The organism is Mammaliicoccus sp. P-M58 (assembly GCF_022386165.1).
Lineage (GTDB): Bacteria > Bacillota > Bacilli > Staphylococcales > Staphylococcaceae > Mammaliicoccus > Mammaliicoccus sciuri.
On sequence record NZ_JAJNJI010000001.1, the window covers coordinates 42,184 to 65,640 of the forward strand.

25 protein-coding genes and 1 riboswitch are annotated in these 23,457 nt (G+C 32.2%); of the genes, 2 read left to right on the forward strand and 23 right to left on the reverse strand.

Features of this window, described 5'->3' with window-relative positions; translation table 11 throughout:
- Window positions 1-6: 6 nt before the first annotated feature.
- From LQ694_RS00175 to cmk, 9 genes are all read right to left on the reverse strand, one after another.
- Window positions 7-711 (reverse strand): demethylmenaquinone methyltransferase, encoded by a 705-nt coding sequence (locus LQ694_RS00175; RefSeq protein WP_048539778.1) that lies wholly within the window; start codon window positions 709-711, stop codon window positions 7-9.
- Between the two features lie 40 nt (window positions 712-751).
- On the reverse strand, window positions 752-1,222 hold the full coding sequence (locus tag LQ694_RS00180) for a hypothetical protein (RefSeq protein WP_049318829.1): 471 nt from the start codon (window positions 1,220-1,222) through the stop codon (window positions 752-754).
- A 131-nt stretch (window positions 1,223-1,353) separates the two neighbouring features.
- On the reverse strand, window positions 1,354-1,626 hold the full coding sequence (locus tag LQ694_RS00185; protein WP_016912122.1) for an HU family DNA-binding protein: 273 nt from the start codon (window positions 1,624-1,626) through the stop codon (window positions 1,354-1,356).
- Window positions 1,627-1,753: 127 nt separating this feature from the next.
- A complete protein-coding gene (locus tag LQ694_RS00190; RefSeq protein WP_058611253.1) occupies window positions 1,754-2,479 on the reverse strand; it encodes a hypothetical protein in 726 nt (241 codons plus the stop codon).
- A complete protein-coding gene (locus tag LQ694_RS00195) occupies window positions 2,472-2,678 on the reverse strand; it encodes a DUF2768 domain-containing protein (protein ID WP_025907089.1) in 207 nt (68 codons plus the stop codon). The genes LQ694_RS00190 and LQ694_RS00195 overlap by 8 nt, the downstream gene beginning before the upstream one ends.
- Before the next feature lie 17 nt (window positions 2,679-2,695).
- Window positions 2,696-3,700 (reverse strand): NAD(P)H-dependent glycerol-3-phosphate dehydrogenase, encoded by a 1,005-nt coding sequence (locus LQ694_RS00200; protein WP_058611252.1) that lies wholly within the window; start codon window positions 3,698-3,700, stop codon window positions 2,696-2,698.
- 19 nt (window positions 3,701-3,719) lie between these two features.
- On the reverse strand, window positions 3,720-5,030 hold the full coding sequence (gene der / locus LQ694_RS00205; RefSeq protein ID WP_025907085.1) for a ribosome biogenesis GTPase Der: 1,311 nt from the start codon (window positions 5,028-5,030) through the stop codon (window positions 3,720-3,722).
- Window positions 5,031-5,157: 127 nt separating this feature from the next.
- Window positions 5,158-6,315 carry a 30S ribosomal protein S1 gene (gene rpsA / locus LQ694_RS00210; RefSeq protein ID WP_058611251.1) on the reverse strand — a complete coding sequence of 386 codons (1,158 nt, stop codon included), beginning with the start codon at window positions 6,313-6,315 and terminating at the stop codon, window positions 5,158-5,160.
- Between the two features lie 78 nt (window positions 6,316-6,393).
- Window positions 6,394-7,047 (reverse strand): (d)CMP kinase, encoded by a 654-nt coding sequence (cmk, locus tag LQ694_RS00215; RefSeq protein ID WP_218696534.1) that lies wholly within the window; start codon window positions 7,045-7,047, stop codon window positions 6,394-6,396.
- A gap of 74 nt (window positions 7,048-7,121) precedes the next feature.
- Here cmk and LQ694_RS00220 point away from each other — a divergent pair, with 74 nt between their 5' ends.
- The gene (locus LQ694_RS00220; protein ID WP_218696533.1) at window positions 7,122-8,090 is read left to right on the forward strand and encodes an asparaginase; all 969 of its coding nucleotides are present in this window, start codon (window positions 7,122-7,124) and stop codon (window positions 8,088-8,090) included.
- Between the two features lie 45 nt (window positions 8,091-8,135).
- Here LQ694_RS00220 and LQ694_RS00225 read toward each other — a convergent pair whose 3' ends face one another.
- The 5 genes from LQ694_RS00225 to LQ694_RS00245 form a co-directional block, all read right to left on the reverse strand.
- Window positions 8,136-9,122, reverse strand: coding sequence for a YpdA family putative bacillithiol disulfide reductase (locus LQ694_RS00225; protein ID WP_204200935.1), 987 nt, complete (start codon window positions 9,120-9,122; stop codon window positions 8,136-8,138).
- Window positions 9,123-9,583: 461 nt separating this feature from the next.
- The gene (locus tag LQ694_RS00230; RefSeq protein ID WP_049318824.1) at window positions 9,584-10,222 is read right to left on the reverse strand and encodes a CBS domain-containing protein; all 639 of its coding nucleotides are present in this window, start codon (window positions 10,220-10,222) and stop codon (window positions 9,584-9,586) included.
- 24 nt (window positions 10,223-10,246) lie between these two features.
- Window positions 10,247-11,734, reverse strand: coding sequence for a LysM peptidoglycan-binding domain-containing protein (locus LQ694_RS00235; RefSeq protein ID WP_218696532.1), 1,488 nt, complete (start codon window positions 11,732-11,734; stop codon window positions 10,247-10,249).
- Window positions 11,735-11,820: 86 nt separating this feature from the next.
- On the reverse strand, window positions 11,821-13,194 hold the full coding sequence (locus LQ694_RS00240) for a RecQ family ATP-dependent DNA helicase (RefSeq protein WP_096791909.1): 1,374 nt from the start codon (window positions 13,192-13,194) through the stop codon (window positions 11,821-11,823).
- On the reverse strand, window positions 13,175-14,131 hold the full coding sequence (locus LQ694_RS00245; protein ID WP_096791908.1) for a helix-turn-helix domain-containing protein: 957 nt from the start codon (window positions 14,129-14,131) through the stop codon (window positions 13,175-13,177). The genes LQ694_RS00240 and LQ694_RS00245 overlap by 20 nt, the downstream gene beginning before the upstream one ends.
- A gap of 104 nt (window positions 14,132-14,235) precedes the next feature.
- On the opposite strand from LQ694_RS00245, the gene LQ694_RS00250 reads away from it, so the two are divergent.
- Complete coding sequence (locus tag LQ694_RS00250; protein ID WP_016913182.1) at window positions 14,236-14,484, forward strand: ferredoxin; 249 nt, start codon at window positions 14,236-14,238, stop codon at window positions 14,482-14,484.
- Window positions 14,485-14,525: 41 nt separating this feature from the next.
- On the opposite strand, the gene LQ694_RS00255 is transcribed toward LQ694_RS00250, so the two are convergent.
- The 9 genes from LQ694_RS00255 to LQ694_RS00295 form a co-directional block, all read right to left on the reverse strand.
- Complete coding sequence (locus tag LQ694_RS00255; protein ID WP_048539767.1) at window positions 14,526-15,074, reverse strand: ECF transporter S component; 549 nt, start codon at window positions 15,072-15,074, stop codon at window positions 14,526-14,528.
- 78 nt (window positions 15,075-15,152) lie between these two features.
- Window positions 15,153-15,282, reverse strand: a riboswitch (FMN riboswitch).
- 75 nt (window positions 15,283-15,357) lie between these two features.
- Window positions 15,358-17,100 (reverse strand): ATP-binding protein, encoded by a 1,743-nt coding sequence (locus LQ694_RS00260; protein ID WP_096791907.1) that lies wholly within the window; start codon window positions 17,098-17,100, stop codon window positions 15,358-15,360.
- The gene (locus LQ694_RS00265) at window positions 17,100-17,807 is read right to left on the reverse strand and encodes a response regulator transcription factor (protein ID WP_025907062.1); all 708 of its coding nucleotides are present in this window, start codon (window positions 17,805-17,807) and stop codon (window positions 17,100-17,102) included. Before LQ694_RS00265 ends, LQ694_RS00260 begins: the two co-directional genes overlap by 1 nt.
- Before the next feature lie 27 nt (window positions 17,808-17,834).
- The gene (gene ccsB, locus LQ694_RS00270) at window positions 17,835-19,052 is read right to left on the reverse strand and encodes a c-type cytochrome biogenesis protein CcsB (protein ID WP_048539765.1); all 1,218 of its coding nucleotides are present in this window, start codon (window positions 19,050-19,052) and stop codon (window positions 17,835-17,837) included.
- Complete coding sequence (resB, locus tag LQ694_RS00275) at window positions 19,045-20,688, reverse strand: cytochrome c biogenesis protein ResB (protein ID WP_058611581.1); 1,644 nt, start codon at window positions 20,686-20,688, stop codon at window positions 19,045-19,047. Before resB ends, ccsB begins: the two co-directional genes overlap by 8 nt.
- A 13-nt stretch (window positions 20,689-20,701) precedes the next feature.
- A complete protein-coding gene (resA, locus tag LQ694_RS00280) occupies window positions 20,702-21,238 on the reverse strand; it encodes a thiol-disulfide oxidoreductase ResA (RefSeq protein ID WP_058592335.1) in 537 nt (178 codons plus the stop codon).
- A 114-nt stretch (window positions 21,239-21,352) separates the two neighbouring features.
- Entirely contained in the window at window positions 21,353-22,090 is a 738-nt protein-coding gene (locus LQ694_RS00285; RefSeq protein ID WP_048539762.1) for a pseudouridine synthase, read from the reverse strand.
- Window positions 22,090-22,650: an SMC-Scp complex subunit ScpB gene (gene scpB / locus LQ694_RS00290; RefSeq protein ID WP_048539761.1), complete on the reverse strand. Its 561-nt coding sequence runs from the start codon at window positions 22,648-22,650 to the stop codon at window positions 22,090-22,092. Before scpB ends, LQ694_RS00285 begins: the two co-directional genes overlap by 1 nt.
- A complete protein-coding gene (locus LQ694_RS00295) occupies window positions 22,637-23,371 on the reverse strand; it encodes a segregation and condensation protein A (RefSeq protein WP_058611582.1) in 735 nt (244 codons plus the stop codon). The genes scpB and LQ694_RS00295 overlap by 14 nt, the downstream gene beginning before the upstream one ends.
- Between the last annotated feature and the right edge of the window lie 86 nt (window positions 23,372-23,457).

Genomic DNA, 23,457 nt, shown 5'->3' on the forward strand with positions numbered 1-23,457 from the left:
ACCTTGTTATTTAGGTTTGTAAGCTAAATGCATTGCTGAAACGCCGCCAGTGAAGCTTTTTACTTTAATTCTTTCGTAACCAACATCAGCAAACATTTCTGCTAATTCTTTTTTGCCAGGGAAGTTTCCGGCAGATTCTTGTAACCAGTTGTATTCTTGTAAAGATTTTGCAAAAATTTTACCGAATAGTGGCATGATATTTTTGAAATAAAATCTATATAATTGTTTGAATACTGGCATTGTTGGTTGACTTGTTTCTAGACATACAACCATACCGCCTGGTTTAACGACTCTCTTAAGTTCACTTAAGACATGTTTATAATCGGGTACGTTTCGTAAGCCGAATCCGATTGTGACATAATCAAATTCATTATCTTCGAATGGTAAGTTCATAGCATCACCATGAATTAAATGAATATTTGCCATGTTGTCTGTTTTCTTCTTACCGACTTCTAGCATATTCTCACTAAAGTCGATACCAACTACTTCACCATATGGTCCGACAGCGTGACTTAATTGAATTGTCCAATCTGCAGTTCCACAGCAAACATCTAAAGCTTTAGAACCTGGTTTAACATCCATTTGTTTCATTGTATATTTACGCCATCTTTTATGTTGCTCGAAGCTGATGATATTATTTAATGTATCATATTTACCTGATATATTTTGGAAAACTTCATGTACGTGTTCTGATTTCGATTTATTATCCACTAGTTATTCATTCCTTTAAGTTTAAAAATGTAGTTATTCTTTAATAATAATATGCATAAATTTGATCTTTTAAGTTTTCTTTATCCATATTAATTTTGTAGTAATCAATCACTGTTGTAATAAAGATTGACTCTATTTCTTTTATAATAGCTGTATCTTGATTTATTTTATCATGAGCCAACGTTTGTTTTAATTCATTTTGTTTACTAATTGCTTGAGTCATAATATCTAAAAATACGAGGTCTTTATTTAATGTAGCACATTTATAAAAATATGCACTAACAAGATCACCTATTAAGATATCTTGATTAGAAACATTTGGCTCGCCTATTCTATTTAAAAAGCGCATTGAGGCATCAATAGATAATGTAGCTAACTTAGCATTAGTATCGATGTTCATTTTATCTAATACGTCAGCTATGATTGGGTTAACTACAGGTACATTACTATTCTCTACACCTTTTAACAAATTAGAAATATCTTTTTTATAAATTTTTTCAATTTTATCCATCTTATCACCTCAACAATATCACCTATATATCTTAACACTAAGTTAAATGAATTGAAAATGCATATATTCATTTCATATAAAGAAATAAGACAAATAAAAAAAGCCCTTAAAAAGGGCTTTGATACAATCAATTATTTAACTGCATCTTTTAATGCTTTACCTGCTTTAAAAGCTGGAACTTTGCTTGCAGGGATATCAATTTCTTTACCAGTTTGTGGGTTACGTCCTTTACGAGCAGCTCTTTCGCGTACTTCAAAGTTACCGAAACCAATTAATTGTACTTTTTCACCGTCAGATAAAGATTTTTGAATTGATTCGAACACTGCATCTACAGCAAGACCAGCTTCTTTTTTAGTTAAATTAGCTTTTTCACTTACTGAGTTGATTAATTCTGTTTTGTTCATTTCAATTTCACCTCCCAAAAGGTTATCTAATGATATGTATAAATACCATTATGATAAGACTTTAACACAACAACCTGTGCCACTGCAACGATTTACAAGCTATAAATGCATAATTTCTATATTTTTATTAATATTTTTTCACTTTTGATTTAAAAACAGGCTCATTTTTACTATTTATTGTAAATTCAGGCGAATAAGCCGGTAATATCGGTGAATCTTTGTATAATAAATATCGAATATCTTGTCCTGGTTTAGGAAGTGATTTTTCTTTTTTAATTGCTTTTGCTAAATCTAATCTATAATCAATAACAAAATCATTTCCGCCGTTCATATATACTGGTAATCGTTCATTACTATATGGACTCGGAACAGTTGGCTGTTTTTTGAAACCATATTTTTTGTATTCAATTTCATATACATTAGGTGCAACTTTTTTGCCTAATTGTAATGGTTTACCTGATGCATCTATTCGAATTCGAATATCTTTTAAGACTTCTGACGTTCTTAAATCGATTAAATGCACTTTAGGGTCTTTGTCGACATCCATGATTACATATTGATAAATACCGCCGTTCTCAAATGAATTACCTGGTAATTGAGATAAGAACTTTGGCTTTAATTTATTAAAGTCAACTGGGTGTTTTAAGTATAATGAATAACTATCATCTCTATCTTTGATAGGTAATAACCCACCACTCGCCTTTTTGTATTCATCTACCGCTGTTTGAACCATACTTAATTGGTCTTTCGCTGGCACTTGGTTTTCTGTTTTCTCTTTATTAGGAAAAGCACAAGCTGACAAAATTAAAGTACTTAATATTAATAAGATCGATATTTTTTTGTAATTATGCATGGCTGGATCCACCTAATACAACAATCATAAAGATACCAGCAATAATAAGAGAAATGACTGCTAAAAACATTGTTATACTACTGATGATTTTATTTTTTAATTTAAATCTTGATAAATATACGAGTATAATTGCCAAAATCATAAAACCAATAGAATAAAATGACACCCACATTAAATCCATTCTTGATATATCAAACATTTAAATACCCCTCTTGCTTAAATATTCTCTGACTTTTTGTCACGTTCCATAAGATCTTTGACACCTTCAGAAACTGGATAATCTTCGAATAACACTTTATATAAACCTGATGTTATTGGCATTTCAACATCATATTCTTTTGCCAAGTTGTAAGCAGCTTCTGTTGTTCTTACACCTTCAACGACCATATTCATTTCTTCTAACGCTTCGTCTAATGTAGCCCCTTTACCAAGCATATTTCCGCATTTCCAATTTCGTGAATGTACAGAAGTACAAGTAACGATTAAGTCACCGATACCACCAAGACCTAAGAACGTCATAGGATCAGCGCCCATTTTAACACCTAATCGTGTTATTTCAGCTAAACCTCTCGTCATAAGTGCTGCTTTCGCATTGTCACCATATCCGATGCCATCAGTTATACCAGCAGCAAGTGCAATGATATTTTTTAACGCGCCACCTATTTCAATACCAACAAGATCATTGTTCGTATATACACGGAAATAATCCGTCATAAATAAATCTTGAGCTAAGCGAGCAACTTCTTCGTTTTCAGATGATACTGAAACTGTTGTTGGATGTTTAATCGCAACTTCTTCTGCATGACTTGGTCCTGATAATACTGCGATACCGCCATTTATTTTGCTATCGATTGATTCTTCAATCATTTCAGAAATACGTTTGAAAGTGCCAGGTTCGATACCTTTAGATACATGGATGAATACTTTTTTGCCATAAGCGATTTCATTAATGTTTTCACTCACTTCACGAATGGCTTTTGTCGGAACAGCTATAATAAAGATAGATGCATGATGGACAGCATCTTTTAAATCAGTTGTTGCTTTAATATTTTCATTTAAAGTGATTTCTTTTAAATATTTTGTATTTTTATGTTCCTTGTTGATTTCGTTAATTGTCGTTTCAGTTTTACCCCACATTAATACATTATGTTGGTTGTCTGCTAATACATTTGCTAAAGCAGTACCCCAACTTCCTGTACCAAACACAGTTATATTTGTCATAGTTATCAATCCTTTAATATTAGTTTCTTTTTCTTGAGATTAAATGAACTGGTGTACCTTCATAACCGAACGCATCTCTTATACGATTTTCTAAGAAACGTTTGTAAGAGAAATGCATTAATTCAACATCATTAACAAATATTACAAATGTTGGCGGTTGAATCGCTACTTGTGTTGCATAGAAAATGTTTAACCTTCTACCATTATCAGTAGGCGTTGGATTCATCGCAACAGCATCTGTAATAACTTCATTAAGTGTAGAACTTTGTACACGTTTACGATGGTTTTCATCTGCCATCGTAATTAATGGGAATAATGTTTTTAAGCGTGATTTTTCTAATGCTGATACGAAAGCAATTGGCGCATAGTCTAAGAATTGGAAGTTATCTCGAACCTTTTCTTCAAACTTCTTCATTGTTTTCGAATCTTTTTCAACTGTATCCCACTTATTAACAACAATGACAATTGCTTTACCGGCTTCATGCGCATATCCAGCAACTTTTTTGTCTTGTTCAATGATGCCTTCTTCAGCGTCGATCACAACAAGTACGACATTAGAACGTTCGATGGCTTTTAAAGCACGTAATACTGAATATTTTTCAGTACTTTCGTATACTTTACCTTTCTTTCTCATACCTGCAGTATCAATTAATACATATTCTTGATCATCATATGTGTATATTGTATCAATCGCATCTCTTGTTGTACCAGCAATTGGTGAAACAATAACACGTTCTTCTCCAAGAATGGCATTGATTAAACTAGATTTACCCACGTTTGGTCGACCGATTAGTGATAGTCTAATTGTTTCATCATCATAATCTGGTTCGTCATCTTCAGGGAAATGTTTAGCCGCTTCATCTAATAAGTCACCTAAACCTAGACCATGTGAACCTGAGATTGGGAATGGCTCACCAAATCCTAATGAATAAAAGTCATAGATTTCACTACGCATTTCTGGATTATCAATTTTATTAACTGCTAATACGACAGGTTTATTTGATTTGTATAATATTTTAGCGACCATTTCATCAGCTTGTGTTACACCTTCACGACCATTAACCATAAAGATAATAACATCCGCTTCATCAATTGCAACTTCTGCTTGTGCTCTTATTTGTTGTTGGAAAGGTTCATCACCTAAATCTATTCCGCCTGTATCTATTAAGTTGAAGTCATGTGTTAACCATTCTCCACTTGAATATATTCTATCTCTTGTTATACCAGGTGTATCTTCAACGATAGATACCCTCTCGCCTATAATTCTATTAAAAATTGTAGATTTCCCTACATTTGGTTTACCTACAATTGCTATAATGGGTTTCGTCATAAACCTACTTCCTCTCTTTCATAATCCTTTCTATTTTAACATATGATGACTATTTAGCCTATCGAATTAAAAAACTAAAAAAGACTGAAACATTTCATTATGTTCCAGTCTCTTATATACACACATATTATAATTTAAAATCTTTTAATTTATCTCCGAAGACATCTCCTAAAGTAGGATTGTCATCATCTGTATCTTGTTGGTTTAAATATGATTCATCAAAATCAGTTTCTTGTTCGATTGTATCTTTAATAGATAAAGAAATTCTTTCTTCATCTTTATCGACAGCAAGAATTTTCACTTGTACATCTTGTCCTTTTTCTAATACTTCGTCAGGATTACCGATGTGCTCGTGGCTGATTTGAGAAATATGAACTAAACCTTGTAAGCCAGGCGCGATTTCTACAAATGCTCCGAATTGAGCTAAACGTACGACTTTACCAGGTACGATATCACCAACAGTGAATTGTGAATCGATTTGTTCAAATGGGCTTGGTAACGTGTCTTTAATAGATAAAGAAATTCTTTCTGCTTCTCTATCGACAGCACGTACTTTAACTTTAACTGTATCGCCAACTTTTACAACTTCGTCAGGTGATTTAACATGATCGTGAGATAACTCAGATACATGTACAAGTCCATCTACGCCACCTAAGTCAATGAATGCACCAAAGTTCGCAATTCTAGCGACAGTACCTTCTAATACATCACCTTGTGAAATATTATTGAGTAAGTCTTCTTTTTTAGAACTTAATGCTTCTTGTTCAACTTTCTTGTGACTTAAAATGACTCTGTTATTTGTTTGATCTAACTCTTCAACTTTAAGTGTTAATACTTTACCTAAATAGTCAGAGAAATCATCAATATAGTTCACAGAGATTAATGAAGCTGGAATAAAGCCTCTAATACCAGCATCAACGACTAAACCGCCTTTAACAACTTCAGTTACTTTAGCTTCGATTGTGTCGTCATCTTCTAAAATCTTTTGTAACTTTTCGTATGATAGATTTTCATCTAATTTACGTTTCGATAATATATAATGTCCGCTTTCATCATTTTGTTCGATTTTAGTTACGAATGCTTCGATTTCATCACCAATATTGACGACTTCGTTAGCTGTTTCGATGTGTTGAGTTGACAGTTGGCTAATTGGAATGATGCCATCAAATTTACCACCCACTATATGCACAACTACATGTTTATCTTCTACTTGTTGTACAGTACCCTTAACTTTGTCACCTTCTTGCACTTCATTTATCATGGATTCGTTGAATTCTTCCGTCATCAAAATTGCCTCCTTTAAATAAATATCATAATAATAACTTCTTATAAAGCGGCTAAATTGTCAAGAAATTCGAACTATTTAGAGCATTTTGCTTTTTGCAAGTTCGACAATCTTATTTGTCACTTCTTCAATTGACAATCCAGTTGTATCGATACTAATAGCATCTTCTGCTTTCACTAAAGGTGAGATTTCACGATTCATATCATATTGGTCACGACGTTCAATATCAATCTTTAATGATTCGATATCAGATTCGATTCCGCGTAATTCATTATCTTTAAATCTTCTAATGGCACGTTCTTCAACAGATGCTATCATATATACTTTTAATTCTGCATCAGGCAATACTGTTGTACCAACATCTCTACCATCCATTACGACATTTTTCTCATCTGCTAATCTTTGTTGTTCTTCTACTAAAAATGTTCTTACAGGTTCTTTAGAGGCCACATATGAAACTTTTTCGGTTACATCATTTTCTCTGATTCTTTCTGAAACATCTTTACCGTTTAAAATAACACGTTGCCCGTTATCTAATACGATTTTTAAGTCAATTTCTTTAACAAGATGGTCAAAGTCTTCTGATTCTTGCTCAATATAATAAAGTGTAATCGCTCTATACATAGCGCCTGTATCTACATATATCATATTAAAATGTTGCGCTACGAGTTTAGCGATTGTACTTTTACCAGCTGCTGCTGGACCATCTATTGCTATATTTATTTTTTTCATTTGTATAACCTCTCTTGTTCTTTAATCTTATATATTTTATCATAAATTATAATCATATGAATAGGAGGAAAGAAATGAAGAGAATATTAGTTATACATACTGGTGGAACAATTAGTATGTCTGAAGATAAAGATACAGGTAAAGTAGAAACAAATGCTGAACATCCGATGCATAGACATCAAGCATTTATACAATCTCTAGGTGATATTACAGAAATAAATCCATTCCAAGTACCTTCCCCACATATGAATAATCAATATATTAATCAATTGAAAGATATTATTACGGAATCAATTGATAAAGATGAATATGATGCATTTGTGATTACACATGGAACAGATACTTTAGAAGAAACGGCGTATTTACTAGATTTAACAATAGAGACGAACTTACCTATTATTTTAACAGGTGCCATGAGATCTTCAAATGAAATAGGTTCAGATGGGTTATACAATTATGTTTCAGCTTTAAAAGTAGCATCTACAGATGAAGCTCAAAATAAAGGGGTTATGGTTGTATTCAATGATGAAATTCATACAGCTAAAAATGTAACCAAAACACATACGTCAAACACGAGTACTTTCCAAAGTCCTAACTATGGACCAATTGGCAGTGTTACAAAGACGCATGTCATATTCCATCATCAACCTTTTCCATATAAAAAATATCCAAACATCAATCCGAATATCAAAATAGGCATTGTAAAAGCTCACATGGATCTATCAAGTGATTTATTAGATTTCTTTGTAGAAAAACAATACGATGGTCTAATTATAGAAGCGCTTGGTCAAGGCAACATGCCACCTACTGCATTACAAGGAATTCAGAACTTGCTCGATGCTGATATTCCGGTTGTAATGGTTTCACGTTCATTTAATGGAATTGTAGGAGGTATATACGCATATGAAGGCGGCGGATACCAACTTCAACAAATGGGTATTATATTATCAAACGGATTAAATGGACAGAAAGCACGTCTTAAACTACTTGTTGGTTTAAGTAATCATTTATCTAAAGAAAATTTAGTTGAATATTTCGCATAAAAAATAACCATGTTACTGGCTAATTGTCCAATAACATGGTTGTTTTTATGATTCTAAAGGTGTTTGTTTTTTTCTTTCAATATCTTGTGCAATTGTGCCACCATGGAATTTACCATTTTCGATAAATATCGTGTTAGCATCGTTACCAGCAGCTATAACACCAGCGATATATAAATTCTCAACATTCGATTCCATTGTATCTTTATTATATGAAGGTGCAGTTCCAAATTCATTTGTAATTGTTTCTACGCCACAAGATTCTAAGAATTTATAATCAGGGTGATAACCGATCATAGCAAAGACGAAGTCATTTTTAATTGTATATGATTTACCTTCTTTATTGAATGTAAGTGTGTCTTCATCGATACGTTCTACTTCACTGTTAAAATGCATCGTGATTTTTTCGTGTTTTGCTAATGAATCAAAGTTAGGTAATATCCATGGTTTAATACTTTTAGAGTATTCTGATCCACGGTATAAGACTGTTACATTTGCACCTGCTTTTTCTAATTCAATTGCTGCATCTACAGCTGAATTCTTGCCGCCAATAATAACAACGTCTTGATTAAAGTACGGATGAGCTTCTTTGAAATAATGCATCACTTTACTTAATTCTTGACCTTCTACTTCTAATTCGTTTGGTTGACCATAGTAACCAGTAGCAATTGTTAAGAATCTAACTTTATACGTTTGTTTAGTTGTTGATACTAAAAATCTATTATCAACCTTTTTAACAGCTAATACTTCTTCAAAAGTTCTTACATCAAGTTGGTGATGTTTAACGACTTCTCTATAATAAACGAGTGCTTGATTTCTTTTAGGTTTTAAATCTTCAACGATAAATGGTACATCACCAATACCAAGTTTATCACTAGAAGAAAAGAATGTTTGATGAGTAGGATAATGATAAATGGCATCTACAACATTACCTTTCTCAATCACGACAGCATTAATACCTTTTCTCTTCTGTTCGATTGCTGCACTCAATCCACAAGGGCCACCACCGATTATTAAGCTTTCATATTCTTGCATGTACTTTCACTCCTTATAATATCCTCAATCATTATATCAATAATGCGAGATTAGTAAAATAAAATGAAACTGAATATATGAAAAGATCGGGAGTGAAGTGTGGTGTGGTCATTAAAAGCAAGTTGAGTGAGAAGTGCAAATACTGAGGTTGTTATTAGTAGTTTTGGTTAGAAGTGCAAATACTGGGTGCGTTATGAGCAGTTTTGGTGAGAAGTGCAAATAAGGATACCAGTAGTAACACTTCGGTCGACTTTTGTAACTAACACCCTCGTTACGAACAAGTTTGGGCAGAAGTGTTCACAAGACCCCCGTTATGAACAAGTTTGGGCAGAAGTGTTCACAAGACCCTCGTTACGAACAAGTTTAGCGAGAAGTGTTCATAACAGATACCTATCACCATATATAACTTCGCCAAAATGAAAAGAACCTGAACATTTCACATGTTCAGGTTCTTACTTAATTTATTCTTCTGATACATCAAGTACTTTGAATCCATTTTTTCCTAAATACTTAATGAATTTGTCTAAATTGTTTGTTTTCTCAACTTTGATGATCATTCTGCGGTACATTTTATCTGTTTCATCAAATGTTACAAATGATATTGTGTTGAGTTTGAATTTCGCAATGATACTTGATAATCGTTTAATTCTGCCTTCAGCTTCTACAGAAGTAATCGCAATACGGATTCCTTTTTGTTTCATGCCGAATGCTGATTTAAATTGTTCCATTACATCATATCTTGTTACGATACCAAGAAAATCTTTTTCATCATTTACAACTGCTAATATTGGAAAGTCTTGCAGATTAAGTAGTGATTCTTCTACTACTTGGTTTGCATTTAATGAGTGTAAATCTAATGTTAAGATTTCTTCAATTTTAGTACTTTCAATAAATTCATCCCTTGAGACATTTTCTTTTTTGAAGAAGTAATGTCTAAAAATACTATATCTCGTGATCATGCCAATATACTTTCCATCAGCAACTACTGGTAACCCATCAATACCATGATGTTCTAACTTATCAAGTGCTGAGTGAATCGTATCTTTCGGATTCGCGATATAACATTTTTCTTTTGGTATCATAATGTTCGTTAAATACATAAAGCCATCCCCTTTTGTTTATGTCTATGGTATTACTAAATTCTGACCTTGAGATATTTCATTGCCAGAAATACCATTTGCTTGTCTAATTTTTTCTACATTTTCTGGTGATCCACTACCATAATATTGTATCGCAATACGGTATAAGTTTTCTTTACCAGTTACAGTATGTGATTCTTGAGACTGATTTTGGTTTTGATTACTTTGTGTATTTTGATTTGTTTGGTTGTTAGCTGCATCATCAGCTGCATTTTGTACATCTTCGTTACTTGCGCTATCACTATATTGATTTACGCTATCGTCACTGTTTTGATCTTGGTTGCTTTGGCTATCTTCAGTGCTATTTGCGTTTGCGTCTGAATCTGAGTTACTTTCGTCTGAGCTGTTTTCAGAAGCATTATTTGAGTCGCTTGAATCACTGTTTTTGTCAGAGTCTTCATTTGATTCTTTTGCTTTATCTTCGTCTTCTTTTTTAGCTCTATCTTTTTCAGCTTGTTCATCAGCTTTTTTCTTAGCGTCACTATTTGTTTGCTCTGTTTTTTCAGCAATTTCTTTACCATTATCTTTATTTGCACCATTTAAGTACATACCTAAGAATAAAGCAAGTGCACCAAGTATAAGAATTGCAGCTATTATAGGAACAAGTGCTTTCTTGAATTTATTTGAGTTTCCATCATCGCCGTTTTGTCCACCGCTACCATTACTTGGTGGTGTACCTCCACCGGCAGATCCGCCTCCTGCAGCACCTGCTGCGCCAGCGCCAACTGCTGCGGCTGCACCTTTTTTGTTTTTAGATTGCTTGTCTTTGTTATCTTTACTGTTTGATTCTTGTTTGTTGTTATTATTTGATGAAGCAGATGCTGCTACACCAGCACCAACTGCGGCAGCTCCGGCAGCGGCTGCTGCACCTTTTTTACCTTTTGATTTATCTTTTTGAGACTCTTTTTTGTTTTGATCTTTAGCATTATTCTGTTTTGCAGAATTACTTGCAGCACTAGCGCCTGCACCAGTAGCAGAACCTGCAGCTTTTTTATGATCATTTTGATCTTTAGGCTGCTGATCCTCAGTTTCAGGTTTATCTGTTAAAGACCTTTTTTGTTTTGGATTATTATTTTGAGTGTTTTTATTGGCGTTAACAGCACTTGCACCTGCTGCTCCGGCACCAACTGCACCTGCAGCGCCAGCTGCTCCAGCTTTTTTAGAAGACTTATCTTCGTTATTTGGTGTTTCTGAAGCTTTAGGTGTTTCTTGTTTAGGTTGTTCTTCTTTTGCTTTCTGTTTATTAGCTTCTTCTTTTCTACGTTGTCTTCTTAATGCGCCTCTTGGTGGATATTGTTGTTCTTGTTTACTTTGTTGTTTTTCTTCTTTTTTGTTGTCTGTTTCTTTTCGATTTGGCTGACTTTTATCGTGTACCTCTTCGTTGTTGTTTTCTACTTCTTGTGTCTTGTCTTCAGGTCGTTCTATCTTTTGACGACTTTTTTCGAATTCGTCTTTAAAATTATCTTTAGACAATAAACTCACCTCATCATTATCTTTTTGTATATATTGAATTATACTTTATTATATCCTTGTTGAACTTATCAAGTAAAGCAATCCTATTAAAATATTGCATTTAATCTATTTTTATAAGAAGTTTTGAATTTGACTTCTTTTATATTTGGTAATTTTAATAAATTTGCATTCTTACAATTGTCACAACAATGATTATCTTGAGTCACATGTTCATTAAAATAGTTCATTAAATATGTGCGTCTACATGTATCGATTTGAATATAATTTCTCATAAAACTAAATGCATATTGTTTTTGGTTCTGCTCAGATTGGATTTTCTCTTTTAATTGGTTAAGTGGATATAATTCAAGAAGATACTGGATATTTTTAGATATCTCCTCATTTAGTTGATACCCTTGTTCGAATAAATTAAGCATATCTATATCAATTCCATGCTCATTAGCTAAATGGCTTAAAATATGAATATCACTTGATGTAAATAAACTAATTGCTTGAGAAGCTTTGCCATCACGTCCTGCACGTCCTACTTCTTGTATATATTTTGAAGGTGACGTAGGTAAATGGTAATGAATAACGGTTCGTACATCTTGTTTATTAATACCCATTCCAAAAGCACTTGTAGCGACAATGATTTTAATATCGTTATTGATAAACTGAGTTTGAACAGTTGTTCTTTCTTGATAATTTAAATCTCCGTGATATATCCCTGTTAAAAAGCCTTCTTTATAAATCATTTCAGCTAATTCATGACATTTCTTCTTAGATGATACATAGATAATGGTTGGTCCTGAGTCTTTTAATGCGTCTAATAGATAATGATCTTTTTCTTCTTCACTATCAAAATTAACATGATGATACATAATATTTGAACGATTGAGTCCTTCTTTATGTATTTTAAAATGGCGCTTAGTAATGATTTCTATATCTTCCATCATTTTATTTGTCAATGTTGCTGACAGTGCGATAACTTGCGCTTCTTTAAAGTATTGTGTGACTTTTGAAATCAGTGCATAGTGTGGCCTAAAATCAAAGCCCCATTCACTTAAACAGTGTGCTTCATCTAAGACAATATATTTAAAACCAATTGATTTAAAGCGTCTAAAATTATGTTCTTCATATATAAATTCTGGGCTACAAAATATAAATTGATAATTTGATAAGTTTCTAAATATGTCTGCCCTTTCTTTTGTATCAATAGCAGAATGGATTGTAACAGCATTCTTCTCACCATTTAATTTCATTTGAACGACTTGATCATCCATTAAAGAAATAAGTGGAGAAATAACGAGCACTCTGCCCCCTGTTATATAAGCTGGCAATTGATAACACAAACTTTTCCCAGCGCCAGTTGAAAGAATGCTCAACACATCATGACCGTCTAATATGTTTTGGACTGTTTCCTCTTGCCCACTTCTAAAATGATCATATCCAAAATACTTTTTAAGTTCTTGTTGTAGCATTTAATCCCTCCATTGCATAACAAACATACATGAGTTTGATTTCGAAATATGTAAAATCATTTAACGCTTCATAGTAAAATTTTAAATTTTGATTAGGTGTTTGTTGAATAACTTCTACAAATCTTGCGTATTGGTCATCACTAATATATAAATTCTTATCATTTAAATAACCTTTAATGTACATCTCTATAATATGGTCGTGAATAGTATGTGTCTTAACACGTTTGATATTTGCGAGTTGATCCATATCATATGTGCGATTTAATAATTCGTATGTAGTGAACGTTTGTTGGTTTAACAGCGGTTGATAGTTTATCTGAGATAATATTGGGTAACGTTCTTTATTTTGTATCGCTACTTGGATAAATTGATATTCTTCTACTAAATGTTCTCTTAAATCCATTATACCAATTTCTTCAATCAATGAAATTTGTTCTATAGTATACGGTGTTTCACGAAAACCTGCTAATAAATAGTGAATATAAATTGTTTGGAAGTATGTATTCATGTCTTCAAATAATTGATAAATCTCTTCTATAAAATGATCTTCACCTATTTCTTTAATAAGTACATAAATTTCTTTAGCTTTAAATTGTATCTCTTTATCATTGATGATCGGTTGATACGTTAAATGGTTATGCTTTTTTTGACTAATCATCTGAGTTAATAATAAGATTGTATTAACAGATTGAATGGCCTGACTATAGAAAAAGTCGCCTATAATTGGCTCATCAATATGTTCTATAGGTTCGTTAATAATTTGTTCGAATTGTTCAAATTTCAAATTTGGCAAACAGCCATAATACAATTTTAAATGTTCAATTGTTGCATCAAAATATGTTTGATGGGTCTTTTTACCGATTAAAATATTATAAATACTTTTATCAGTTTTGTTTTCATGCTTCATGGAAAGGGTTTTCAGTATAATCTGTTTCAAATAAGTCACCTCAAATAACATAAATATGTTGAAATATATAAGTGTTATCACTAAAATAAGTATGTATAATAAGTGTAGCATGTTTTTTAAAGGAGGCGAAAATTTTGGCTAAATACACAATAGTAGATATGGATACATGTATAGCATGTGGCGCATGTGGAGCAGCTGCCCCTGATATTTACGACTATGATGATGAGGGAATCGCCTACGTAATACTAGACGACAATAAGGGAATTGAAGCTGTACCAGAGGAATTATTAGAAGATATGGAAGATGCTTTCGAAGGTTGTCCGACAGATTCAATTAAAATAGCAGATGAATCATTCGACGGAGACGCACTTAAGTTCGAATAATATATATGAGAAAGGCTAGGACGCGAGGTCCTAGCCTTTCTTTATTTTATAATAGATTTAAGTTTATCAAATATTAAAATGTATATGACTGAAATGACAATACCTTTAATTAAATTGAATGGAATAATACCGGCAGATACGATTAATTTTAAATTATGTGCGATATCTGCAAGATTCATAATTTGTCCGTATAAAGGTAATAGAACAAAGTAATTCATTAAACTCATAAGAATTGTCATCAAGATTGTACCAACTGCTAATCCATATCCCATAAATAATTTTGTTTTTTTCATGCGATAGAAATAGTAAGTTGGAATTACGAGACATATTGATGCTAAAAAGTTAGCCGTATTTCCAATTGGTTCATGAGACACAATTAAGAAATTCAATACGTTTTTAAATAATGCTACTAATATACCTGAAACTGGACCGAACGCAAATGTTGCGACAAGCACAGGAATATCACTGAAATCCATTGTTAAATATGGTGGTAAAAATGGCAATGGAAATTTCAAAAACATCAAAATAAAGCTGATTGCGATGAGCATACTTACAGTAAGTAAGCGTTTTGTTTTGTTATCGTTAGACATATAAACTCCTCCTATTCATCTCGTAAGAATAGGAGGAAAAATTATCGCAAAATAAACCTAGCCAAGACTAGATTTTTCCTCCATCTTCTCCCATCCAGACTTTAACTGTCGGCCTTAGATTTTCACTAAGTCAGCCAATATACATACATATATTGGGTCGCGGGCTTTAACCGCCGGTATGGAATTTCACCAAACCCCGAAGATGAATTTTTTTATTTAGTTTTAATTACAAAATATATATTAGCACATTGGTCAGGTATTTTCATCTAAATAACTCAACAATTTAAACTTTTGGTAAAGTTATTGTAAATTGAGTACCTTCACCCTCTTTACTATCGACTTTAATCGTTCCATGATGTGCATCTATAATTTTTTGGACGATAAAGAGACCAAGTCCTGTTCCGTGTTTACCTCTCGTGCGAGAAGCGTCAACTTTATAAAAACGATCAAATATTTGATCTAAATGTTCTTTAGCAATACCTACGCCACTATCTTGGACAGTTATTACAAAGTCTTCTTCATCCGTATCATCAAAGACGACATTAATAGAATCATTTTGATGAGTGTATCTAATCGCGTTATCGATTAAATTCGTTAAAATCTGCTCGACACGATCACTATCACCATACCAATTTGTAAGATTTCCAATATGTTTAACGGATAAATTCAAACCATTTTCTCTAGCTTGCGGTAAGAATTTAGTATCAATTTTGTTCATTAAAGTAGAAATATTAAATTCGTCTAAATGAACTTTAATACCTTCAGCATCCATTTTTGCGACTTCTAATAATTCATTAATCAATCTACTTAACCTCTTAGACTCATCTAAAATAATATATAAGAAATCATCTACGTCTTTCTTCTCTGTTACAATACCATCTACTATTGCTTCAGTATAACCTTGTAACATAGATATTGGTGTTCTTAATTCGTGTGAAACACTTGCGATAAAGTCTTTTTTCATTTGATCCATATGGTGTTCGTCTGTCATATCACGAATGATTACGACTATACCTGATGAACCATCATTTTGAATGCTATCGATATATGTTGATATCACGACATAATATTTATGACCCAATTCGTATTCGAAAAACTGCGTATTCTTTTCTTTAAATGTGTCATTTCTTTGCGTAGATATATCAACATGATCAAACTCTTTTACTTCATTTAAGAATGTGTCAGCTTTGGAGTTAGAAATAATGATTTCATTCTTATCATTGATGCCTAGCACACCATCTATCATTGAATTAATGAGTTTTTCTTGTATATTGTTTTTCGATTTAACATCATCAATGTTTGTACGTATATCTTTACTCATTTTATTAAATGCTAAACCGAGCTCGCCTATTTCATCACGTGTATAGATCGGTACTTTTTCAGTGTAGTGCCCTTTAGCAACTTTAAAGGCAGCGTGTTTAAGTTGAATTAAAGGTTTCGTTATTCTGTTTGAAAGGAAGAATGCGAACACCGTACTCACGATTAATAATATAATGGCTGAAACAAGTATACTCAGTGTGACAACATTTTGAGCTTCTTTGATGGAATTGATATCTTGGAATAAAAAGATACCTGCATCTTCTTCAGGAAAAGCTTGAGAAGGATATCCTAATAAAATATATTGATGTTTCTCACCGTTATAAGTTAAATTGATTTCTTTCAATACATGTTTATCTTCATTAAATACTTTGTCGAATGCATGATTAGTTCTGATCTCATTGATCATGACTTCTTTTAACGGATCTTCAGACTTTGCTGTTAAATCGTCGCTATTTTTAACGATAATGAGTCCAGCTGGGTCTTCAACAAGTTCTCTCGCATAATCAATCGCTGATTCTTTTTCATGTGAGCTCAGCAATAATCGTTCTATTTTGCTTGCATTATTATATAAATTTTCACCTGTAGTAGATGTATTATAAGATTGTAAGAAAGTTATAAGAAATCCGCTTAATAAAAGTAAAACTGTCGTTACTATTAAAATAATAGATAACCACAGTTTTACAACAACACTATTTAACCGATTCATTATTCAGGAACCTCAAATTTATAACCGACGCCCCATACAGTATGAATCATTTGTGCAGCATCTTCAGAAACTCTATTTAACTTTTCACGCAATCTTTTAACATGTGTATCAACTGTTCTTAAATCACCATAAAATTCATAGTGCCAAACTTCTTTTAACAGTTGTTCTCTATCAAACACTTTATCAGGTGATTTTGCTAAATATAATAATAATTCATACTCTTTAGGCGTTAAATTTACTTCTTTTTGATCTGCTAATACGCGATGTGCGTCATTATCAATGACTAAGTTTTCAAATACAATTAAATCTTTAGCTGTATTAGTTTGATTAACCATTGAATGATTCGTTGTACGTCTTAGTAATGCTTTTACGCGTAAGACAACTTCTCTAGGTGAAAATGGTTTGACGATATAATCATCTGCCCCAATTTCAAAACCTTCAACGCGATTATTTTCTTCACCTTTAGCTGTTAGCATAATAATAGGTGTTGATTTTGTTTCTCTTACTCTCTTACAAACTTCGATTCCATCTATTTCAGGTAACATTAAGTCTAACAATATGCAGTCATAATCTTCATTTAAAGCTTTATCTAAGGCATCTTGGCCATTATCCGCTTCATCAGTCTCATAACCTTCTCTTTCGAGATACATTTTAACTAATTTTCGAATTCTATCTTCATCATCTACTACTAAAATACGATCTGTCATGCTTCGTTGACTCCCTTCTAGCATTTTTTAAGCATAAGAATGTAAACCAGCTACTATTAAGTTAACGGCAATAACATTAAATAGAATGATTGCAAGGCCACCAACAGCTAACCATGCTGATTTTCTGCCTTCCCAACCTTTACCTAATCTTAAATGTAAGAATATCGCATAATATAAGAATGTTATAAGCGCCCAAACTTCTTTAGGATCCCAGCCCCAATATCTACTCCAAGCCATTTGTGCCCAGATACTAGCGAATAATATTCCGCCAAGTGCAAATAATGGAAAGCCAATGATTACTGAACGATATCCTATTTCATCCATCAAGGATAGATTGACTTTTTTCGTAAGTGGTTTGATAAGACTAAACAAAGTCTTGCCTTTCAAAATCAATCTTAGTATACCATACAAGACTGTACCAACTACAATTGACCAAACGACTGTGTTTAATTTTTGTGAATTGATAACAGCAGGTAATTCAATCTTGCTCCATTTTAAGATATCTGTTCTTTCTTTTGGTTCATAATCACTACCAGAAACATGATCTACAAGTAAACTATCTTGTTGTGTTACAAATGCTGGAAGATGATAATGTTGAACAGAGTTATTATCATTTTTATCGATAAAGAAATAAGTGTCATCGTAACCAACGATATCTTTCATAATAATCGTTGTTAATATAAACCCAATTACAATAACAATGAAATACATAATGACTTCTACAAAGAAACTATGTATAGATTTTTCTTCTGGACTAACAGCTGCAAATAAATAAATTAATCCTGCTATACAGCTGATTGATAAAATACCATATGAAATCGTTACTGTTATAACGTGAATTGCTAACCAACTAGATTGTAACGCAGGAATTAACGGCGAAACATCTCTAGAGAACATACTTGCATATGCAATTAACAACATCGCAATTGGTAATACGAATAGCGCTAAAATAGGTGTCTTATATATAGAGTAAATAACGAGGAAGCCACCTACCATCATAATGCCAAACATCGTTAAGAATTCATACATATTACTTACTGGTGCATGTCCCGCAGCAATCCATCTAGTAATAAAGTATAGAATTTGTAATACAAAGCCGATGACAGTTAATGTCACCCCTACTTTTTCTGCTCTTTTCTTAGGTGAACGGATTGAAAATGAATATGGGACAATCGCAACTAAGTATAAAATAAAAGCAGAATATAAACTAATATTACTAATATTTAAAAACATATCTTTATCCATTGTTTGCCTCCTTACTTTCGTGAATGTCTTGTTTAGTATCTTCTATATGTGAAATGTGATGTTTATCTAAGACTTGGTTAATCTCTTTTGAGAAACCATAATAATTCTTATTTGTATGTGCAGCGATATTAAATTCACCGTTATCAGTATTAATCCAAATACGTCTATGGTTAATATATGATCCAACTGCTAAACCTAATAAGAAGATAACGAAACCTGTAAATAATATTGGAAGTGTTAAGTCTTTCTTCACTGCCAACACTGTTGCCCATTGATTTGTTGCATTCGCAAATTTCACATCGTATTTATTATCTTTAGATATATCTTGTGATTCTTTAATTCTTAAGAAACTAAATTCTGATTGTTTACCTTTATCAGTTACTTCAAACACAAAAGCTGGATTATTTGGATTTGGAGATTTAGTTGCAAGTACACCATTTTCTATTTTTTCGTAATCGGGTGCATAACTTCTTAACTTAACTGTTAAATCATCTGTTATTTTATAAGTCTTTTTCGGACTTTCCAAATTAACTGTAAATGGTTTTCCTAAAGGTTTACCATCTTTTGTTTTTAAGTTAAATGTCATATCTTTTAACAACGAGTTGTCAAAGCTACTTTGATAAAATTGTAAGTGATCATATTTCAACGGATGATTGACTTTAATTGAATCTGAAGCGACTTCTTTTAGATTAGCATCTGACCCAATCACTTCTTCTTGACTGTTTTTATACAAAGTAGCTTTTGTTTCGTAGTTCTTAGCAATTTTGTTTAAACTTGGGTCAATTGATTCAGGGTTTGAATTGGATTGAGATTTTTGATCATATTCTTCATATATAAAGTCATTATTTTTTATATAATAGCCTCTATCTGTACCAGGTACTGGTTTAGTTTCTCCTTCTTTCACATAGACCATATCATCTAAGTAAAAGCCTGGTAAAAATCTTAACATTGCCCCAAATAATAAAATGATTAAACCAGTATGGTTGATATAAGGACCGTATCTAGATAAACGTCCTTTTTCAAGTAAGATATGATTCCCATCTTGTTTAACTTTGTATCTTTTATCTTTAAAAGATTGACTTATTTCATCTAGATTAACTTGATCATCTGAATGTGAGTTTAATCTTTGACGTTTATAGAATGAACTGTGCTTTTTCGTTCTTTGATTTTTCAAAGATTTATGTAAAGGTATCCCTCTATCAATACTTGATGTAATAATAGAGAATGCTACTAAACCTAACAGAATTAAGAACCACCATGAACTATATAAATTGTGGAATCCAAGTTTATAATATAGTAAACCTAGAGAACCATAATGTTCATAATAATATTGTTCTGGATTCACATTCATTGGAATGAAATATTCTTGTGGGAATATTGTTCCAATTGAAGCTGCAATAACCGTTAATACGAGTAACGTAACACCTGTTTTGATTGAAGCGAAGAAATTCCATATGCGATCTAATATTGTTCTGTTTTTCGTTTTCGAACGTATCGCTTGCCCATCGTAACGCATAACGTCGGTTGTTTTTTTCTTATCATAGTCGTCATTTATTAAGCGACCACAGTTTAAGCATAATTGAGTTCCTTCTGGGTTCTTATGCCCGCACTCACAAACAATTTGCTTGTTGCTCACTTTAAATCCCCCTCTATTTCACTTTGACCTTTTCCATTTCTTCTATGATTTGCTTTTTAGAAAGTTCACCAGTATGCTTTGTTTTTATTTTACCATCTTTATCAACCGTTATCGTAGTTGGTAATGGATTGATACCATATGCATCTGTTACTAAATTATCGTTATCCATCGCAACTGTGAATGTTGGTGTTTCTTTTAACGAACTTAAATATTGTTTGATTTGTTGAGGATTATTTCTGACATGTATCGCAACGACTTCAACACCTTTGTCTTTGTAGTTTTGATATTGTCTTTCCAACTCAGGCATTTCACGTTTACAAGGTTCACACCAAGTCCCCCAAAAGTTAATTAAAACACCTTTCCCACGTAAATCTTTTAAATTAACCTTTTTCCCATCAACTGTTTGGAGTTCAAAAAGTGGCGCATCATCTCCAACTTGCGCTACTTTATCCTTATCTTTCGTAAGACTGGACCAAACTGTAAATATAATTGCAATTAAGATTACTGCTGTTATAACAATTTGAAGTACAGTCTTCTGTTTTTTCTTCATTTAAAATCCTCCCTAACACAATAAAAAAACCATACATATGCAATGTTATGGTGTTTTGTTTAGTATATCATGACTAAAAAGCAGATTAGTGGCATTATTGTGAACGTTTACAGATTATTTACCTTCTTGTGCCAAATGTCTTAAAACTTTGATTTCATGAGGTGATAATGTTCTGCCCTGACCAGCATTTAAGCCTTTTAAATTAAGTGGACCATATTCTACTCTCGTAAGTTTAATGACCTCATGTCCAAAATGACTAAACATTCTTCTAACCTGTCTATTTCTACCTTCAGTAATCGTAATTTCTACATGTGTTACATTACGCTCTCTGTCTTGACTTTTTACTTTTACAATTGCAGGTTGTGTCAATCCATCTTCTAGCTGTATACCTTTTTCCAATTGTTTTACTTCTTCTCTAAGTAAATAGCCTTTTAATTTTGCTACATATTTCTTTTGAATTTTGTAACGAGGATGCGTCATTAAATTTGTAAACTCACCATCATTCGTTAAAATTAATAAACCAGATGTATCATAATCTAATCGACCAACGGGGAAAATTCTTGTCTTAATATCTTTAAAATAATCTGTTACAACGGCTCTTCCTTTATCGTCAGATACACTTGTAATTACCTTTGTTGGTTTATGGAATAAAATATATAGTTTATCTGGCATTTCTAATGGAATACCTTCTACTTCGATATAATCAGAATCTTTCACTTTAGTTCCAAGTTCTGTCACTTGTTTATGATTAACATATACAAGTCCTTCTTCTATTAATTTTTCTGCTTTTCTACGTGACGTATATCCACTTTTTGCAATAACTTTTTGTAATCTCTCTAATTCTTCACTCATTATGATTGCTCCTCATTGTTTTGTTTTTCGTTCATGCTACTAAAAAACAAATCCATTTCTTCTTGTTCATTTTCTTCATTTGTTGATTTAGGTAATTCGTCTAAAGAAGTCAGTCCAAATACATTTAAAAAATAATCTGTCGTATACAATAATTGGCTTCTAGATTGATCATTATGTTTCGATTCAACGACACCCTTAGCAATTAAAGTTTTTACAGATGCATCTGAATTCACACCACGTATCACTTCTATATCGCTTCTTGTAACAGGTTGATTGTATGCAATAATAGATAATGTTTCTAACGCAGCTTGTGATAATTTTGTATTCATATTATCTATCATTAATTTTTCAAGATATTCATGCATAATTGGCTTTGCAGTAAGAATGCATTTATTACCGTAAAAAATGATTTGTAATGTTTCGCGTTCATATTCATTTGCTAAATCTTTTAATTGTGATGGTGTTAATTCTAATAACTCACATAACTGATTGATTTCAATGCCTTCATCACCTAATGAATATAATAATCCTTCTAATAATCCTAATTTACTCACTGACATAATTCACGCCTCGATTTATAGTTATTTCTCCAAATTGATATTGTTGGAATACATCAATTTGTCTTAATTTCATCATTTCCAATATTGCCAAGAACAACGTTACCAATATATTTGTAGATAAATCAGAAGGTAATGTTTCGAAAAATTTATAACTCTTATGTTGGGCAAGTTGTGCTTGTATTGAAGCTGTTGCCATTTCAATCGTATAACTATCTTCATTAACTGTGACATTCTGAGGTTTATTAAATCTTTGTCTACGTTTAGTACGTTGGTATGCAATAATTAAATCCGTCATATCTAAATCTAAAGGTGCACGTTTGTCATGAACGGCTTCAAATTTGGATAAATCTGCTGGCTTTTTGATGAATATTTGTTCTCTGTCTTGTTTTTTATGATTTAATAATTTAGCATATTCTTTATAATTTTGGTATTCGATTAATTGTCTAACTAAATCGTCCCTTGGATCATCTTCAAATTCATCAATATCTGATGGTTGTGTAGGTAGTAATAATTTGCTTTTAATCATCAATAACTCTGATGCCATCACTAAATATTCACTCGCTACATTTATTTCTAATATTTTCATTTGATGTATATAACTTAAGTATTGCTCGGTTAGTTCCTTCATTGGAATATCATAAATATCTATTTCGTATTTTTGTATTAAATGAAGTAATAAATCCAAAGGTCCTTCAAAGGCATCAAGTTTTACTTCATACATTTAAAACTTCCTCATTTCTATTCCTTTTACGTGCATAAATCTAAAAATTATTATACCATGATTACGTATAAATATTCTATGCTGAG

What these genes read in the sequence shown, in the direction of transcription:
- LQ694_RS00255 (WP_048539767.1), bottom strand. Translation starts at nt 15,074, where the DNA reads ATGTCTAACGATAACAAAACAAAACGCTTACTTACTGTAAGTATGCTC.
- LQ694_RS00190 (WP_058611253.1), bottom strand. Translation starts at nt 2,479, where the DNA reads ATGCATAATTACAAAAAAATATCGATCTTATTAATATTAAGTACTTTA.
- der (WP_025907085.1), bottom strand. Translation starts at nt 5,030, where the DNA reads ATGACGAAACCCATTATAGCAATTGTAGGTAAACCAAATGTAGGGAAA.
- LQ694_RS00295 (WP_058611582.1), bottom strand. Translation starts at nt 23,371, where the DNA reads ATGTATGAAGTAAAACTTGATGCCTTTGAAGGACCTTTGGATTTATTA.
- LQ694_RS00185 (WP_016912122.1), bottom strand. Translation starts at nt 1,626, where the DNA reads ATGAACAAAACAGAATTAATCAACTCAGTAAGTGAAAAAGCTAATTTA.
- LQ694_RS00260 (WP_096791907.1), bottom strand. Translation starts at nt 17,100, where the DNA reads ATGAATCGGTTAAATAGTGTTGTTGTAAAACTGTGGTTATCTATTATT.
- LQ694_RS00195 (WP_025907089.1), bottom strand. Translation starts at nt 2,678, where the DNA reads ATGTTTGATATATCAAGAATGGATTTAATGTGGGTGTCATTTTATTCT.
- LQ694_RS00265 (WP_025907062.1), bottom strand. Translation starts at nt 17,807, where the DNA reads ATGACAGATCGTATTTTAGTAGTAGATGATGAAGATAGAATTCGAAAA.
- LQ694_RS00240 (WP_096791909.1), bottom strand. Translation starts at nt 13,194, where the DNA reads ATGCTACAACAAGAACTTAAAAAGTATTTTGGATATGATCATTTTAGA.
- scpB (WP_048539761.1), bottom strand. Translation starts at nt 22,650, where the DNA reads ATGTCAGTGAGTAAATTAGGATTATTAGAAGGATTATTATATTCATTA.
- LQ694_RS00230 (WP_049318824.1), bottom strand. Translation starts at nt 10,222, where the DNA reads ATGTATTTAACGAACATTATGATACCAAAAGAAAAATGTTATATCGCG.
- rpsA (WP_058611251.1), bottom strand. Translation starts at nt 6,315, where the DNA reads ATGACGGAAGAATTCAACGAATCCATGATAAATGAAGTGCAAGAAGGT.
- LQ694_RS00285 (WP_048539762.1), bottom strand. Translation starts at nt 22,090, where the DNA reads ATGAGTGAAGAATTAGAGAGATTACAAAAAGTTATTGCAAAAAGTGGA.
- LQ694_RS00220 (WP_218696533.1), top strand. Translation starts at nt 7,122, where the DNA reads ATGAAGAGAATATTAGTTATACATACTGGTGGAACAATTAGTATGTCT.
- LQ694_RS00180 (WP_049318829.1), bottom strand. Translation starts at nt 1,222, where the DNA reads ATGGATAAAATTGAAAAAATTTATAAAAAAGATATTTCTAATTTGTTA.
- ccsB (WP_048539765.1), bottom strand. Translation starts at nt 19,052, where the DNA reads ATGGATAAAGATATGTTTTTAAATATTAGTAATATTAGTTTATATTCT.
- LQ694_RS00200 (WP_058611252.1), bottom strand. Translation starts at nt 3,700, where the DNA reads ATGACAAATATAACTGTGTTTGGTACAGGAAGTTGGGGTACTGCTTTA.
- LQ694_RS00225 (WP_204200935.1), bottom strand. Translation starts at nt 9,122, where the DNA reads ATGCAAGAATATGAAAGCTTAATAATCGGTGGTGGCCCTTGTGGATTG.
- resA (WP_058592335.1), bottom strand. Translation starts at nt 21,238, where the DNA reads ATGAAGAAAAAACAGAAGACTGTACTTCAAATTGTTATAACAGCAGTA.
- cmk (WP_218696534.1), bottom strand. Translation starts at nt 7,047, where the DNA reads ATGAAAAAAATAAATATAGCAATAGATGGTCCAGCAGCAGCTGGTAAA.